Below are 13,164 nucleotides of genomic sequence, written 5' to 3' on the forward strand. Positions count from 1 at the left end.
CAGCATGACGAGGGCTGCGGTGCAGGAGCCGGAGAGGGCCGCGACGAGGACGTCGTGGGGGTAGTGGGCTCCGGTTGGAGGCCGGGCCGTTTCCGAGCACACGTCGCGGCACGGCTGCCCCGGCACGACCGCTGGTTCATCTCCGAGCAGGTCAGAAGGACGCCCCGCACAGGGCCGCCCGGCATCATCCCGCAGGGCTGTTCCCCGGCGTGCTGGTGCCGCCCGTCGATGTCGTGCTCGTGCTCAGGTCGGCGCCGTCCCCGTGGCCGCGTCGAGGGCCACGACACGGCCATTGACGGAGGCGTACACGAATCCGTAGGCGGCCGCCATGTCGCTGCCCAGCTTCTCCAGAATCCCGGTGGACCAGCGTTGGGAGCCGTCACCGGTGTCGACGGCGTAGACGGTACCGTCCTTGTCCTCGGTACTGGCGACGAAGAGCAGGTCACCCGCCAGTGCGAGCTGCGTGGGCGACAGCTGACTGGAGTTCACCTTGTGGCCCCACTTCCTCTTCCCCGTCGACGAGTCGAGCGCGTGGACTATTCCGTTTTCCGCATCGTCGCCGCCGGTGACGTAGAGCATGTCGCCCGCGGCGCGGAGGCTCTGCCCGTCGAACTTGAGCCACCACTTCCTGGTGCCCTCGGCGGCGTGGAGCGCGTGCAGGTTCGTGACATCGTCGAGGACGTACACGAGTCCGCCGGACACGACGGGTGGCTGGTCGAGGCGTGTTCCGTAGTCGAGAGGGAAGGCCCACTTCCCGGCGCCGCTGGCCGCGTCCAGCGCGTACAGGGCTTTGCCGCCGCTGACGTACACGGTGCCGTCGGCCACCGCCAGACCGCCGGAGTCCTTGCCCCCCAGCGGATGGCTCCACAGCTTCCGCCCGTTGTCCGCATGCACGGCGTACACATGGCCGTACGCCGTGATGTAGACGATTCCGTCGGTCACGACCGGTCTGTGGTCGGAGTCGGCGAAGGAGCAGAACCACTTCTTCCTGCCGCCCGCGTCCAGTGCGCACAGGCCATACGTGGTGCCGATCTGGCCGGACGCGTACACCGCCCCGTCGGCGGCCACGAGGGGGCTCCTGTACCTGTACTCCCGGGAGAAGTCGGAGGGGCCTTTCCAGCGCTTGCGTCCGGTGCGCGCGTCCAGGGCGACGATGGTCTCCTCGGTGGAGACGTACAGGGCGCCGTCGGCCACGGCGAACGGAGGCGGATTACCGTCATGGCGCGGGCCCTCGACGGCGTATTCCCACGGGTTCACCTTGGGCTTCGGTGGGGTGTGGTCGCCGGTCTTCAGGGCGATCCCGATGCCGCCGGCCACCACCGCGGCCCCGCCCAGGCCGAGCCACAGGACGCTGCGCCGCCCGAGAGTCCTGGGCGCCCCGGATGCCGGGGTTCCGCCGGACCCCGGGGAGACGGGCGGTGCGAACGGGGTGCCCGTCTGGGTTGGCAGCTGGTGTGCCGCGTGCGGCCCCGGCGACGGCGCGGAATCGACCTGAGTGGGAATCGGAACGGGAACGGCCGCTCCTGTCCGTTCCACCTGCTCCAGCGCGGCCTGCGCTTGCGCGGCCGTGGCACGTTGCGCCGGATCCTTCGTCAGCAGGGCCGCAAGAACCGGCCACAGGCCCCCTGCACGCAGGGCAGGGCGCGGGTCCTCCGTGATCACGGCGAGTACCAGTGCGGTGAAGGTCTCGGCGCTGAAGGGGGGCTGACCCTCGACGGCGCTGTAGAGCGTGGCGCCCAACGCCCAGAGGTCGGTGGCGGCTGAGGGAGCCTTGCCCGCCAACTGCTCGGGCGCCATGTAGGCCGGTGTGCCGATGATCGTGCCTGTGTGGGTGAGCGCCGTGGTCGAGTCCGCCATGTGTGCGATGCCGAAATCGGTGATGATGACCCGGTCGTCCATCAGCAGGACGTTGTCCGGTTTGAGGTCGCGATGGACGATGCCGGATGCGTGGGCGCGGTTCAATGCCTGCAGCATCTTCGTGCCGATCTCGGCGACTGTGCGGACCGGCAGCCCTCCGCTCTGCGCGATCGACGAGGCCAGGGAGATGCCGGTCACGTATTCCATGACGATCACGGGCGCGCCCTGGTGTTCGACCACGTCGTGCACCGTGATGATCCCGGGATGGTTGAGCCGTGCTGCGGCGCGCGCCTCCCGTGTCACACGCTGGAGCAGGACGTCTCGCTGCTCGGCGGTGATGCCCTGCGGGAATATCACTTCCTTGATGGCGACGTCCCGCCCGAGCGTCTCGTCCCGACCCCGCCAGACGCGGCCCATGCCGCCCTGACCTATCAGCTCGATCCGTCGGTACCGGCCGCCGATCAATTCCCCGTTCGCTTCTGTCACGTCGAACACCTTAGTGCTGCACTGTAGTTGCCAGGCAGGGCTTGCAGACCAGGGCGCCTGCTGGGGGACCGTGTCAGTTGCTCCTCATAGCGGTGGCGATTCCGGACAGCAGGGCGATGTTCCCGTTCTTCCGTCCGATCCGCAGCACTGGCCTGTTCTAGAGGTCACAAATGAGATATCCGGCGCCTTCCGGTCGGATGACCGAGGTCTCAGACCAGGGGTAGTAACGGGCAGAGATCCGCAGCCCTGATGGCTCCGCGCTCATCGGGGAGAGCGGCACGGGCCTGCCGTCTCGTAGACGTGCGACGGTCTTTGCCACGAGTCGATCCGCCAGCACGAACGAGAACCAGTGAGAACCTGACTGCTTCAACGCGACAAGATGCCAGCGTTTGTCTCACATGGGTGTCCTATGGGCCGGACACCGGCCACCGGCAACGAGAAAGGGAGATCTGCAACCGCTCCAAGATCACCGACAGAGTCAAGCTCGACCCAGCCCTCACTGGGTCCTCTCGAACACCGTCACCCGGCGACCCCCGGCCTCGCCGGAGGTGATGAGGGTGAAGTGCTGGGCGAGTGTGGTGAGTTTGGCCAGGTCGCGAGGCGTTGACGCCTCCGGGGAGGAACTGCTGTCGCTGACCACGACGATGCGCTTGTGGGTCAGCATGGCGGCCCGTATGCGTTCGGGTGCGGCCTCTACGCCATACAGGGTTCCGGAAGTGACCGGGCCCTTGGCCAGCGCGAGATCGTCGAGCCTGCTGAACGAGGACGGTGTGACGAGTGCGGCGTCACGCCGCTGGTCGGGTATGAACACGACGCCATCACCTGCGCCCGCCAGCGCCGCGACCTTGTCGGCGGCAACCCGCACATCGTCCGTCCTGCTCTTCGGTGCCCGAAGGCCCAACTCCAAGGGCAGCAGCGCCAGGAACACGACCGCCACGACCCCGGCGAGCAGCGACTCGCCACGCACCCGTCCCCAGCGACGGCCGCGGGCCCGGCCGTACGACAGCGCCGCCTGCACCGCCCGGGCGACGGCGGGACCGACGAGCAGCGACAGCCCGATGTATGCGAAGAGTACGTAGCGGTCGACATAGAGCGGCTTGACGAGCCAGGAGGCCAGCAGCAGCCCGAGTTGCGGGACGGCGAGCAGCGACAGCCCCACCGAGACCGGCGACGGAACGGTACGCACGCCGCGCGGCACTCGGGCGCATACCAGGGCGACGACCAGCATCACGGTCACCCCCAGCAAGCTGGCCGCCGAGACTGACGGTATCCATGCCACCTGCTTCGCCTGCAGACGGCTGGCGAGTGCGAGTGGCAGCGTTCCCGCCACGATCACGGCGGCTGTCACCAACCACCTTGCCAGCAAGGCACGTTGGCTGCCGCGCCTGCAGATCAGGACGGTCGCGCCGTGAGCCGCCAACGCGAAGAGTGAAAACCAGTTGAGCAGTGCGGTAGCGAGCATGACCGCCGTATAGGCACCCCAGCGCCACGCCCATCCGGTTTTGCGCCCACGCCCGTCGCGCGAGGCGGTGTTCCCGGCAGGGCCCGCCGGGAACACCGCCCCGACCAGCAGCCAGGTTGCCACCGCCACTCCGGCAGCCACCAGCGCGAAGGAGCGCCCCTCCTGCGCGTACCGCTGCATCACCGGCAGCAAGGCCAGCACCAGACCTGCCGAGAGGCCGCCCATGGGGCCGGCGAGCCTGCGGCCGATTGCCGCGGTGGTCGCCGCAGCGATGAGCGCGCCCAGCACCGAGGGCAGCCGCAGCCCCGCCAGGTTCGCTCCGAAGACCTCGAACACGGTGTGTATCAGCAGGTAGTAGAGACCGTGGACGATATCCACCCGCCCGGTCATGTGCCAGATCTCGGATATAGACCGCTGGGCCACCTCCCATGTCGCGGCCTCGTCCCGCCATATGGCGCCCTGGCGGGGCAACCCCCACAAGCCGAGTGCGAGTGCCAGCAGAGCGGGCGCCCCGGAAACCAGCCAGGTCGTCCACCGGTGCGCTCCGGCGGGGGCCGGGGTGGCTCTTCGCTCGGCGAAGGCGAGCGCTGGGGAGTCAAGATCAAGGGACATGTCGCGAATATACATTCGGTGTATACGCTCAATTTGCAGGTCCCGCGTGACTGGGAGCTGTTGCGAAAGTGGATCTCGGTGAACGTCGCCTCCACAGTCTGCCGGGCCTACCCGCCCCCGCCGGGGTGGGCTGGCGGCCGAGATTCATCTCGGCGTCGAGCAGCGGCACAAGCGTCTGTCTCTCGTGGGGCACTGCCGGCCAGCGGTGTGACGCTCCGCAGTTCAACCGGTGTTGGAAGCGATCAGGTGTGCCGACCGGGAGTCGGGCGGCCTCGCAAGCGCCCGCACCGCGTACAGCGTGCCGAGGCCCGTTCACAAGACCGAGCCGCACGAAGGAAGCCTCCTCCACGCTTCCGAGGGATTGCCACTCTGGCACCCACCCTGTCTCGTGCACCCCGTCTCGTGCTTCAAGACGATCCGGTTAATCGGTTCTCCCGAAACTACGGATTGTGAATCATGTCCCGTTGGCGCGGCACGTACTGATGTACCAACGGAGGACTTCCCATGCACAGGCACCATCAACTCAGCAGACGGAACTGGCTCGTCGCCGGTGTGCTCGCTGCGGCCGTCGGCCTGACCGGCACGCTCACCGCCTCCGCCGCGTCACCCGCGACATCGGCCGCCGCGCGATCCACTGGCCCCACGGCCACCGCGACCCCGGACGACAACCTCACCCCTGGTCCGCGCCACCGCGTGCTCGACCCTCTGGTCGGCACATGGAAGGCCACGAAGTACAACTACGTCCTGAGCAAGGACGGCAAGCCGGTCGTCTCCCATGACATCAAGGTGAAGGTCCGTTGGATCAACAAGACCGGCGACCGCTTCCTGGAGGAGCGCACCGAGGGCACCCTCGCGGGCAAGCCCTACTACCGCGTCGGCATCATGGGCTACTCCAACATCGACCGGCGCTACGAGTGGACCACTTTCGACAGCGTCACGCCGACGACCATGACCTACCGGGGCACGCCGGGCAGCTGCACGGCTTCTGAGATCACCATTCCCGGCGAATTCACCGACCCGGGCATTCTCGGCCCCGAGTACCAGGGCAAGACCATCCCCATGCGTACTGTCGTGAGGATCGACTCCGCCGATCGGCACACGTTCGATCTCTACTTCACCCCGCCTGGCCAGAAGGAACGCCTGGCGGACCGGGTCGTCTACACCCGGAAGTAACCCTCGCCACCCGATGCTCCGCCGCCCCGGACATCTGAGCACCGCAGCTCTGGGCCCATGCCGACGACGAGGCATGGGCCCAGCGCCGATGAACGACGTCGTGCGACCACTCCCTCACCGCCCCGAGTGGAGTGGGAGGAGGAGCCGGTCGCCGACGAATCGGTTGGCCTGGTTCAGCTCGTGCCTGTAGCCGTTGACGGTGGTACTCGCGCTGTCGGCAGCGGTTGGCGAGCGCGGCCCGGTCTGTCCCAACAGTGCGGCTGCGGCTGGCGTGAGAGTGCGGTAGGTGATCTCGCTCAGCGATGTCCTGGCCTACCTTGAAGCGCGTCAGGGCGAACTCGTTCGGATCGGCCTTCCGGGACCGGTCCCAGCACCGGCGGAGCCCGAGGGACCCGGCCGCCCGCCCGCCGGGACGGTGCATCAGGCCGTGGCGGCGAGCCGGTCCACCAGCAGCTGCACCCTCGGCTCGATGTACTCCGGTGGCAGCCGTCCCGCCCGGGTCAGGGTGGCCAGGCCGTGCAGGGCCGCCCAGAACACCTCGGTGAACAGCCCCGGGTCGACGCCGTCCCCGGCGACCTCGCCCAGGCTCTCCAGCAGCGCGGCGAAGGCGTCCTTCAGAGGCTCCGGGGTGTCCTCCTGCGCGAACGCCAGGCCGCCGTCGAGCTGGAACAGGGCGTCGTAGACCGCCGGATTGTGTGCGGCGAAGTCGAGATAGGCACGGGCCAGGGCGGCGACCCGCTCGCGCGGGCCGTTCACGGTGGAGGCCGCGGCCCGCACCGCCGCGGCCATCTCGGCGGCGCCCTCCAGGGCGACGGCGCCGATGATCTCGCGCTTCCCGCGGAAGTGGCTGTAGAGGACGGGCTGACTGTATTCGATGCGCTCGGCGAGCCGGCGGGTGGTGACCGCGTCCCAGCCCTGCTGCTCGGCGAGTTCGCGCGCCGTCGCCACGATGAGGCGCTCGCGCTCCGCCCGTTCGCGCTGTTTGCGTTCCTGTACCGACATGATTCGATCCTAGCACCGCTAGACAATCGAGCGGCAGCAGTACTAGCGTCGCCTCATCAGCTAGCAACGCTAGATCTCGGGAGGGGCATCATGCTCACCGCACTTCAGGTCATCACCATCGTCAGCGTCGGCCTGATGGTGGGGGTGGAGTTCTCCGTCGCCTTCGTCATGAACCGGATCTTCAACGCCCTCCCCGAGGACAGCGACCAGCTCGCCCGCTCCCACGGGGGCCGGATGCTCGGCGCCGTGATGCCGGTCTGGTACATCAGCTCGCTCGTCCTCGCCGCGGTCTGGGCCATCGCCGGATGGCACCACGAAGGCACCGGCCTCGTCGTCACCGCCGCCGGACTGCTGATCCTCAGCGTGATCATGTCGCTCCTGCTGCTCGTCCCGATCAACAACCAGGGCAAGACCTGGACCCCCGAGAACCGGCCCGCCGACTGGAAGGAGCAGATGAACCGCTGGGACCGCTACCACTACGTCCGCGTCGCCGTCATCATCGCCGCCTTCGCCCTGCTGGTCACCGCCCTCACCTGAGCCCGCGGGCGCACCCACCGGGCAGGCCGGCCCGAACCACCCGGCCGTGCACCCGAAGTGCGGCACCGCCACCTCACCCTCCACCCAGGACCCGGACACCCACGCCCTCCAACTCCGCTGGTCTCCCCCGGACTCGGGCGCCAGCGACACCCACTGACCGATAGCGGGAGGACGTACCGAATTCCGGAGGCAGGCCGCGTTCATGAAGGGGGCCACCAGGACCGTGGAACCACGCGTTCAAAGTCGGTGAGCCGGAGTTCGATGCCGCCCTCGCCCGCATCCAGCACGGCGGCACCACCCACTACGGCGATCCCACAACTGCGATCCCGCCACACCGCGCCCCTCGATCAGTCGCGCCCGCGCGGCCCGATCAGGCCCCACACGACGCAGCAGGCTCGCAGCAAGCTCCACGAAGCGCACCAGCACGAAGCGCACCAAGCTGACGCAGACTCGCAAGGAGAAGAACCATGTCGCTGAAGAAGATCAACACCTTCCTGGCCGCCGCCTTCATCCTCTTCATCCTCTGGTTCGGGGTGGAGTTCATCCTGAGCCCGGAGACGACGGCGCCGGGCTTCGGGCTGCCGAGTTGGCCGTCCGGCGACGGCGGCGGCTTCCTGATCATCAAGGGAATCCGCGACGTCGTCCTGGCCCTGGTCCTGGGCATCCTGCTGGTGACGGGCCACCGCCGGGCGCTGGGTTGGGCGCTGCTGGTGGAGGCCCTCGCCGCGTACGGCGACATGACCACCGTGCTGGCCCACCACGGCCCCGTGGCCACCGCGCTCGGCGTCCACGGCCTGACCGCGACGCTGATGGTGGTCAACGGCCTGCTGATCATGCGCGAGACCCGCAAGGTCGCGGCCGCTCCGGCAACGCCCGCCCCGCAGCCCGCCTACTGACCCTGAAGGTGTGTTGTCGTAGGGGCGGACGGTTGGGGATCGTCGCGGTATGCCGGGTGTACGAGGCATCCGCGGGGTCCGGAACGGGACTCATCCGGACGACGCCACGACGACGGACTCAGTGAGCCGGACGCGCTTCAGGCGGCATGGGGGCGCGGCCTCAATGGTCACCCGTCGAGCGGGCCAGGCAGTGAACAGGTGGTGGCGGGACGCCTCTTGGTCGCTGTGCGCGGCTCCCGGTAGGTGGGTTGCCGTGCTCACAAACCACCGGATCTCGGCCCGTTCGACAGTCGTCCGGACGCGTGCTTGTATGAAGGAGAGGGACGCTGCGACAGCAGGTCTGCGCGGAGTTCGAGACCGTCCTGATCACACCCGGCCCCCAGCAGCAGGAGCTGCCGCAGTAGCGGACTGCTCGGCGAAGGGGTTGGTTGCCGTGTCAATTACTCATCAGCTCCAGGTCGAACGGCTCTACCGGTACACGGTGCCGCCCGGACTGGAGACCCCCATCAGCATTGCCACCTTGCCGGACGCCCGATGCAGGGTGCGGACGGAGCAGGACGACGGTCCCTATCTCGTGGCGTATTCCGGCCCCGACGGAATCCTCGAATTCTCGGTTCGGCCATTGGGCGAGAGCAGTGAGACAGCCCGTTTGTTCATCGACGCGGCAACCGATGGCGACGGCATGCAGCACGTGGTGGATCTCCGGGCCACCACCCAACCGACCGAAAAGATGCCGCCGCCACCCGCCAGAGGGCGAACCTCGCACGTGCGAGAGGGCCGCACCATTCCTCCCCTGGGACTGGACGACTGTCTGGGTCTCAGCGACGAAGAGCTCTTCACGCGCGGATACCCGCCGCGGCCGAGTCCCGACCTGGCGCCCGCCGCCTTCGTCGCCTGGTGCCGATTCGTCTCGGCCCCTTTCACCTTCGTGGAGCCGCATCTGGTCCCCCGCCCTGACGTCACCCGCACGCATCGGAGCCTGGACGGGCGGGACCGGAACATCGAGCCACGGTCCTTGCAGGAGTCGGCGAACTGGAGCGGCTTCCAGCTGATGGGCGACCCCGGCACGTACGACTACGTGTACGGGAACTGGAACGTCCCCGGCGGCGGTGCGGGCCCCTACAACCCGTATACGCACAGTGCCTTCTGGATCGGCCTGGACGGGACCGGGACCGTCGACCTCATCCAGGCCGGGACGGAGTCGGACGGCATCGTGGACCCGACTCAGGAGGTCCCGGTCTGTACGAGCGTCTATTTCGCATGGACGTGCTTCCTGCCGCAGCAGTGGGCCGCGCAGCAGATAGCGAACTTCCCCGTCAGGATCGGCGATGCGATTCAGCGCTCGGTCATGGTTGCCGCCGACGAGAATTCAGGGCCCGTGATGAACGGCGGATTCGGGCTCTTCTCCCTCGCCAACCAGACAACGGGGCAGTACACCCGCGTCATGACCGCACGCGGTTCGACTGCCGTGAGCGGCTCCCAAACAGCATGGATCATGGAGCGGCCGACCATACAAGGCGGTCACTCCGATCTGGCGACCTACGGCACCGCCACCATGAAGTACCCCCTGGCCGAAACGGCGAACCCGGTGAACTGGGTGGGCTATCTCGATGCGAACAACGACCAGATCATGATGGTCGACGCGGACGGCATCACCTTGTCGACCGTTACCGCCGTGGACGGCGACACCATGCAGTTCACGTGGCACAGGTACAACTGACGGCAGTCCCGTTGGACGGCCCTTGGCCCTTGGGCTGCCCCCGCCGCGATCGGCAACGTGAGTCCCTGCCTGTGCGGCCGGATGCCCACCACAGGTACCGGTTGCCCGAGTAGTACTGCGTGACCGAGGCGTTCCGGCAGGTGGATCACGGTCCGCCACGCGAAGCTCGCGGACGTGGGGCAGCAGATTCGTGAGGGCGGTTCAGTCGGGTGGGGTGCGGGTGGGGGGCCGGGTGGTCCGGGTGGGGGCCGTGACGGGTGGTCGGGGGGCGTGGGGGCGTCTGGTCAGGGTCACCTGCCAGATGGCCAGGAGCAGCAGCGAGCCGACTTCGGCGAGGAGGCTGAGGGCGGCTTGTGGCGTGGGCTGCAGACCGTGCTCGGTGAATCCGAACACTCCCACGGTGCGCGAGGCGGCGAAGCCGCCGAGGGCGCCGAGCGCGACGCCTGCCGCGGCGGTCCTCAGCAGCAGGGGTGGAGTCCCGATCAGCAGCAGGGCGGCGCAGGCGAAGGACGTGCTGGCCTGGAGCAGGAACAGGGGGCCGATGACGGGGATGGAGCGGTACCCGTCGATGTACAGCTGGGCGTGCACGTATCCGCTCGTGGCGAGGGTCGCGGCGGTCGTCGACCGCAGGGCGGGGGCGAGGAACCGGTGGGTGTTCATGCCAGCCTCTGTTCCTTGATGGCCAGTTCGCGGTCGCCTCGGTGGTAGCCGACGCTGCGGATGCCGAGTACCTCTTTGAGCTGCCGGGCGGGGACGACCTGCGGGGTGGGGGCGGGGGCGCGGCCCGGTTGGGGCAGGGGGTAGGCGGTGGTGGTGGCGGAGTGGAAGGTGATGTTGCCGTCCGTCTTGGTGAACAGCTGGTGGACGTGCCCGTTGAGGCAGGTGACGGAGGAGAAGCGGCGCAGCAGGGCGATGACTTGGAGGGCGTCGTCGGTGCTCCAGCCCCACTTCGGGTACATCGCGAACAGCGGGATGTGGCTGAAGACCACGAGGGGGGTGTCCGACGACAGTCCGGCGACGTCGTTGCGGACGAAGTCGATCTGTTCGGTGCCGAGGTGGCCGAGCTTCTCCAGGCTCAGGGTGTTGACCAGGGCGATGAAGTGCACGCCGTGGGTGTCGAAGCTGTACCAGCCGTCGCCGAGCGTGCCGGTGCCGAAGGTCCGCCGGTAGGCGCGGCCCGCGTCTCCGATGGAGTCGTGCTCGCCCGGCACGGTGAAGACGCGGTCCGTCCTCATTCCGGCCATCATCTGCTTGACCTGGTCGAACTGCCCGGCCGTGGACAGGTGGGTCAGGTCGCCGCTGTGCATGACGAAGTCGGGTCTGAATCCCAGCGAGTTGACCTGCCGGATCGCTTCGGCGAAGGAGCCGACCACGTCGGTGTTCGCCGGGCCCTGGAACCCGATGTGACTGTCGGAGACCTGCACGAACCGCAGGGCGCCGCTGCCCGCAGCGGCGGCACCGGCGCTGGCGTCCGGGGAGCCGGCGATGTGGCTTATCACCTCCCCGCTCGCCACGGTCAGCACCACGGCACCGCCGAACCATCCGGCGTGTCGCAGGAGTTGACGTCGCGTCATGCCGTGTTCGGCAGTGGGTCGACCGGTGTCGTCGGCGCATGCTCCGTCGCGACGGGCGTCGTAGTCGGTCATGGGGTCACCTCCACGGTGGCGGTCATGAACGGATGGATGGTGCAGAGGTAGGCGTACGTGCCTGGCTTGGTGAACGTGTAGCTGTAGGTGGCGTGGGTGACGAGGGCGGCCGAGTGCAACGGGCCGCCCGATCCGGCGCTGGTGACGGTGTGGGCGTCGGTGTCCTGGTTGGTCCACGTCACCGTCGTGCCCGCCTTGACCTTCAGCGTGGCCGGGGAGAAGGCGAAGTTCTGGATCGCCACCGCGTTCCCGGTCACCGGCGCGGCCGGCGCGCCCGTGCCGGAGGGACTCCCGGGCATGTTCATACCGGGCATCGGTGAGGCGCCTGGAGCAGCGCCTTTCCCCGTCCCCACGGCGCCGGGCATCCCCGCCGTCCGGTGCTGCCCCGGTCCGGCGGTGATGGCGCCGGATCCGCCGGCCGAGGAAGGCGACGACTGCCCGCAGGAGGCGAGGAGCCCCACCGCGCCGGCAGTGGCGACGGCGGCGACAGCCAGCCCGGCCGCGGCGCGTGCTCGCCGGCCTGGTGAGCGAAAGTTCAGGTACATGGTGTCCGTTCCCTACTGATCAGGCGGCGACGGGGACCGCGCCGGATCGGCGCACGCCACCGCGGGAAGGTGTGGTGGATGCCGTGCTCACGGGCGCGCTCCCCGCACGGACCCGGCGGACGAGCGCGGGTGCCGCCCCGGACCGGTGGCCCGTCTCGACATGCCCCGCGCTGCACAGCCGTTCTTGCGGGCCGCGAAGGCGCGGGCGGCAGGCGGCAGTTCCGCCGGGATGAGTTCGGCGGGCGCCAGGAGCGCGTCCGTCGTGTGGTGCATGTCGGCCGCCTCCGATCCGTCCTTCGCCGCATCGGGGATCGATGAGGCGTTGCGCGTGAGTCGGCTCTTGTCCAGCTCCACGGACGACGGAAGTCCCACGGTTCGACGGATGTGCACTTTTTGTCGGAACTCTTGGCATCACCCCGGGCTGGTCGCCCCCTCGGGTGCCGCGCACGCTCGGCCCACTTGATGCCGCCGGTGGCCATGGGAGCCGGTTGATGCCGCGGGAGCCGGCAGGAACACGGCGGGAACACCTCGCCCGCGGGGCAGGCGGAACGTCACATGCACCGCACTATGCGTTACGGGACAAAGTGGTACATGTGCGCGATGATCGGCCTATGCCATGGAGTTCCCGAAAACGTGGCCCGAGGACCGATCCGAATCGCTCCGCGCACCGTGTCTCTGGTAAAGGGGCGCTTTCGACCGCAGACGAGGAACTGCTGCGCACTCTGTACGCGGAGCACGCAGGAGCCCTCTTCCACTACGTGCTGCGTCTGACCTCAGGAGATTGGCAATGGGCAGAGGATGTGGTGCAGGAGACGCTGCTGCGGGCGTGGCAGCACCCCGCCGCGTTCGACCCCGCACTCGGCCCGGCTCGGGCATGGCTGTGCACGGTCGCTCGGCACCTGGTCATCGACGCCCACCGGGCCCGGCAGGCCAGACCGGCCGAGGCCGGCGGCGAAGCCCTTCAGCGAGCCGCCGAGCAGACGCCGGGCGAGGACCAGATCGAGCAGGCACTCCAGAGCTGGGCGGTCGCCGAGGCCGTCCGATCACTGTCCCCCGACCACCGCGCCGTCCTGCTGGAGACCTACTACCGGGGCCGAACCATGGCGGAGGCCGCACACGTGTTGGGCATCCCGCTGGGCACCGTGAAGTCGCGGACGCACTACGCCCTGCGCGCCCTGCGGCTGGCGCTGCGGGAACGGGGCATCGAGCCATGACCGTGGCGGGCAAA

At 68.8% G+C, this 13,164-nt stretch carries 12 protein-coding genes; 5 read left to right on the forward strand and 7 right to left on the reverse strand.

Annotated features, from left to right (window positions below; all coding sequences use genetic code 11):
• Window positions 1-243 precede the first annotated feature (243 nt).
• Together ACLJT4_RS09260 and ACLJT4_RS09265 are read right to left on the reverse strand one after the other, a co-directional pair.
• The gene (locus tag ACLJT4_RS09260) at window positions 244-2,343 is read right to left on the reverse strand and encodes a protein kinase domain-containing protein (RefSeq protein ID WP_411121823.1); all 2,100 of its coding nucleotides are present in this window, start codon (window positions 2,341-2,343) and stop codon (window positions 244-246) included.
• 496 nt (window positions 2,344-2,839) lie between these two features.
• Window positions 2,840-4,417: a hypothetical protein gene (locus tag ACLJT4_RS09265; RefSeq protein WP_411121824.1), complete on the reverse strand. Its 1,578-nt coding sequence runs from the start codon at window positions 4,415-4,417 to the stop codon at window positions 2,840-2,842.
• A gap of 504 nt (window positions 4,418-4,921) precedes the next feature.
• Between ACLJT4_RS09265 and ACLJT4_RS09270 the strand changes: the two genes are divergently transcribed.
• Window positions 4,922-5,590: a DUF1579 family protein gene (locus ACLJT4_RS09270; RefSeq protein ID WP_411121825.1), complete on the forward strand. Its 669-nt coding sequence runs from the start codon at window positions 4,922-4,924 to the stop codon at window positions 5,588-5,590.
• Between the two features lie 420 nt (window positions 5,591-6,010).
• Here the strand turns inward: ACLJT4_RS09270 and ACLJT4_RS09275 are convergent, their stop codons facing one another.
• The gene (locus ACLJT4_RS09275) at window positions 6,011-6,592 is read right to left on the reverse strand and encodes a TetR/AcrR family transcriptional regulator (RefSeq protein ID WP_411121826.1); all 582 of its coding nucleotides are present in this window, start codon (window positions 6,590-6,592) and stop codon (window positions 6,011-6,013) included.
• 90 nt (window positions 6,593-6,682) lie between these two features.
• On the opposite strand from ACLJT4_RS09275, the gene ACLJT4_RS09280 reads away from it, so the two are divergent.
• The 3 genes from ACLJT4_RS09280 to ACLJT4_RS09290 all read left to right on the forward strand — a co-directional run bounded on the left by ACLJT4_RS09280 (window position 6,683) and on the right by ACLJT4_RS09290 (window position 9,745).
• Window positions 6,683-7,129 carry an anthrone oxygenase family protein gene (locus tag ACLJT4_RS09280; RefSeq protein WP_411121827.1) on the forward strand — a complete coding sequence of 149 codons (447 nt, stop codon included), beginning with the start codon at window positions 6,683-6,685 and terminating at the stop codon, window positions 7,127-7,129.
• Between the two features lie 467 nt (window positions 7,130-7,596).
• On the forward strand, window positions 7,597-8,025 hold the full coding sequence (locus ACLJT4_RS09285) for a DUF4267 domain-containing protein (protein ID WP_382662267.1): 429 nt from the start codon (window positions 7,597-7,599) through the stop codon (window positions 8,023-8,025).
• Between the two features lie 433 nt (window positions 8,026-8,458).
• Entirely contained in the window at window positions 8,459-9,745 is a 1,287-nt protein-coding gene (locus ACLJT4_RS09290; RefSeq protein ID WP_411121828.1) for a G1 family glutamic endopeptidase, read from the forward strand.
• Between the two features lie 201 nt (window positions 9,746-9,946).
• Here the strand turns inward: ACLJT4_RS09290 and ACLJT4_RS09295 are convergent, their stop codons facing one another.
• The 4 genes from ACLJT4_RS09295 to ACLJT4_RS09310 form a co-directional block, all read right to left on the reverse strand.
• On the reverse strand, window positions 9,947-10,405 hold the full coding sequence (locus tag ACLJT4_RS09295) for a hypothetical protein (RefSeq protein ID WP_411121829.1): 459 nt from the start codon (window positions 10,403-10,405) through the stop codon (window positions 9,947-9,949).
• Window positions 10,402-11,391, reverse strand: coding sequence for a metallophosphoesterase family protein (locus ACLJT4_RS09300; RefSeq protein ID WP_411121830.1), 990 nt, complete (start codon window positions 11,389-11,391; stop codon window positions 10,402-10,404). Before ACLJT4_RS09300 ends, ACLJT4_RS09295 begins: the two co-directional genes overlap by 4 nt.
• Window positions 11,388-11,705: a plastocyanin/azurin family copper-binding protein gene (locus ACLJT4_RS09305; RefSeq protein ID WP_411121831.1), complete on the reverse strand. Its 318-nt coding sequence runs from the start codon at window positions 11,703-11,705 to the stop codon at window positions 11,388-11,390. Before ACLJT4_RS09305 ends, ACLJT4_RS09300 begins: the two co-directional genes overlap by 4 nt.
• 318 nt (window positions 11,706-12,023) lie before the next feature.
• The gene (locus ACLJT4_RS09310) at window positions 12,024-12,209 is read right to left on the reverse strand and encodes a hypothetical protein (protein ID WP_411121832.1); all 186 of its coding nucleotides are present in this window, start codon (window positions 12,207-12,209) and stop codon (window positions 12,024-12,026) included.
• 338 nt (window positions 12,210-12,547) lie between these two features.
• Here ACLJT4_RS09310 and ACLJT4_RS09315 point away from each other — a divergent pair, with 338 nt between their 5' ends.
• Window positions 12,548-13,150: a sigma-70 family RNA polymerase sigma factor gene (locus tag ACLJT4_RS09315; protein WP_411121833.1), complete on the forward strand. Its 603-nt coding sequence runs from the start codon at window positions 12,548-12,550 to the stop codon at window positions 13,148-13,150.
• The last annotated feature ends 14 nt before the right edge of the window (window positions 13,151-13,164 follow it).

Origin of the sequence: Streptomyces sp. x-19 (genome assembly GCF_046549115.1) — a bacterium.
In the GTDB taxonomy this organism is placed as follows: Bacteria; Actinomycetota; Actinomycetes; order Streptomycetales; family Streptomycetaceae; genus Streptomyces; species Streptomyces albulus_C.

What these genes read in the sequence shown, in the direction of transcription:
- ACLJT4_RS09265 (WP_411121824.1), bottom strand. Translation starts at nt 4,417, where the DNA reads ATGTCCCTTGATCTTGACTCCCCAGCGCTCGCCTTCGCCGAGCGAAGA.
- ACLJT4_RS09270 (WP_411121825.1), top strand. Translation starts at nt 4,922, where the DNA reads ATGCACAGGCACCATCAACTCAGCAGACGGAACTGGCTCGTCGCCGGT.
- ACLJT4_RS09275 (WP_411121826.1), bottom strand. Translation starts at nt 6,592, where the DNA reads ATGTCGGTACAGGAACGCAAACAGCGCGAACGGGCGGAGCGCGAGCGC.
- ACLJT4_RS09280 (WP_411121827.1), top strand. Translation starts at nt 6,683, where the DNA reads ATGCTCACCGCACTTCAGGTCATCACCATCGTCAGCGTCGGCCTGATG.
- ACLJT4_RS09285 (WP_382662267.1), top strand. Translation starts at nt 7,597, where the DNA reads ATGTCGCTGAAGAAGATCAACACCTTCCTGGCCGCCGCCTTCATCCTC.
- ACLJT4_RS09295 (WP_411121829.1), bottom strand. Translation starts at nt 10,405, where the DNA reads ATGAACACCCACCGGTTCCTCGCCCCCGCCCTGCGGTCGACGACCGCC.
- ACLJT4_RS09300 (WP_411121830.1), bottom strand. Translation starts at nt 11,391, where the DNA reads ATGACCGACTACGACGCCCGTCGCGACGGAGCATGCGCCGACGACACC.
- ACLJT4_RS09305 (WP_411121831.1), bottom strand. Translation starts at nt 11,705, where the DNA reads ATGCCCGGTATGAACATGCCCGGGAGTCCCTCCGGCACGGGCGCGCCG.
- ACLJT4_RS09310 (WP_411121832.1), bottom strand. Translation starts at nt 12,209, where the DNA reads ATGCACCACACGACGGACGCGCTCCTGGCGCCCGCCGAACTCATCCCG.
- ACLJT4_RS09315 (WP_411121833.1), top strand. Translation starts at nt 12,548, where the DNA reads ATGCCATGGAGTTCCCGAAAACGTGGCCCGAGGACCGATCCGAATCGC.